Raw genomic sequence first — 1,726 nt, forward strand, 5'->3', positions numbered from 1 at the left:
CCCTTTGCCATATAAAAAATGTTTCTCCTAACTTTATATATTTAATAATAACCTAGAAAGGTTTTTTATTTCATATTCTCAGTTAAAAGAAACATTGTACATTTTAAAATGCTGTTTTTTTTTTTTTTTTAAAAATACGGTATGATTGATATATATGGGAGGGGAACTTGATTAAAAAATGTTTAATTTAACGCAAATAACAGGATTAGTTTATTTTATTTTTATTATTGTAATTGGACTGCTTCTTGTAGGTTGATTAATATTTGGTCTTATTTTATTAAGGTTTAAAAAGAAAAAAACAACATTAAAACCACGGATGTTATTACGGAAAATGTTAGATGAGAATGATTTACAAGATGTTAATATTGGAGAACAAAACCATATTGTTAAAGCACGGAATTTTTCAAAAATAAGTAATGCTGTCATTATTCGTCGTACTGATGATAAAGACCAAAGCATTGTAAAAATTTATGATATGGTTTTTCATTTTTATTATGTTTATAACCAAAAAACAAAACAATCAAAATGCTTTTTTTGATTAAAATTTTTGTCATGATTTTTGTTGTTTACAATATTTTTATTTATTGTAGCAACAATTTTAGTTATTTTAATACAGTTTTTAAAAGACAATACTGTTATTAATGCAATTGACATTACAATTCAAATTTTATCTATTATTGGCATTGTTTATTTAATTTTGGGATGATTTTGTTGAGCGAATTTAGTAGAAAATTATCGTCAAGATTTAATAGCATTAGCAATAGACTATTTAACAACAGAATTTATCAAGTCTTTTAAAACTTATACTAGTTTTAAAGCATTTTTTCCTTTTTCTGAAAATGTAATATTTTTTTATTAAAGGGATTGTAATTTTTTATGAAATTCGGTATATTTAAAAAGTAAATGTATTAAACAATTCCTATATATGCTAGTAATATGGTCTAGTGTTTCTACGTCTTACCATTTATAAGAAGACTCTATAGGTTAATGCTTCATTTTGCATTAACTTATGTTAATTAAACAAGGTTAATGTTTTTTATTTTTACAAATAGATCTAGATGGAGAAATAAATTATATGTTTTAAAAAAAGATTGAAGCTTTTTTAGGTTTGGTGATTTAAAAACAACTTTTAAAAAAGAAATTATTGGTGGCCTAACAACATTTTTATCAATGTTATATATTTTATCAGTGCAACCTAATATGTTATCTTCTGCACCAGATATTAATCATCCAAGTGATCCAAGTCAAAATATGGCGTTTGGAGGGATTTTTATTTCCGCGGCAATTGGTGCTTTTATTGCTACTTTAATTATGGGTTTATCAGCGAATATGCCAGTTGGATTAGAACCTGGAATGGGGCTAAATGCTATTTTTACTTTTAATGTTGCTAATAATGGATTAGGATATCAAGGGGCTTTAATTGCTGTAATGCTTTCAGCAATATTTTTCTGCCTTATTTCAATAACTAAATTACGAACAATTATTATTAATGAGATTCCAGATTCATTAAAATTAGCAATTGGTGCTGGAATTGATTTTTTTATTGCTTATATTGGTTTACACAATATTGGATTTGTTGGCGATAATGCCGTTGCTCCAGGTGGGGTTGTCGTTAATGGCGGAATTCGGTAGTATTCATTATTCTTAGGTTTTTAATAAAATTAAGTAATTAGAAACAAATTAAGTTTCGCTTATGACTAAATGATAACAAAATTTATAAAAAATT

General features: G+C 25.4%; 2 protein-coding genes and 1 riboswitch. Both genes read left to right on the top strand.

Going from position 1 to position 1,726, the window contains the following annotated elements:
* Positions 1 to 178: 178 nt before the first annotated feature.
* The gene (locus tag D9R21_RS06230) at positions 179 to 859 is read left to right on the top strand and encodes a hypothetical protein (RefSeq protein WP_126821514.1); all 681 of its coding nucleotides are present in this window, start codon (positions 179 to 181) and stop codon (positions 857 to 859) included.
* 40 nt (positions 860 to 899) lie between these two features.
* A riboswitch (purine riboswitch) is annotated at positions 900 to 1,000 on the top strand.
* 29 nt (positions 1,001 to 1,029) lie between these two features.
* Positions 1,030 to 1,632: a solute carrier family 23 protein gene (locus D9R21_RS06235; RefSeq protein ID WP_241568811.1), complete on the top strand. Its 603-nt coding sequence runs from the start codon at positions 1,030 to 1,032 to the stop codon at positions 1,630 to 1,632.
* Positions 1,633 to 1,726: the final 94 nt, after the last annotated feature.

This window comes from Spiroplasma endosymbiont of Megaselia nigra (genome assembly GCF_003987485.1).
Taxonomy (GTDB): Bacteria; Bacillota_I; Bacilli_A; order Mycoplasmatales; family Mycoplasmataceae; genus Spiroplasma.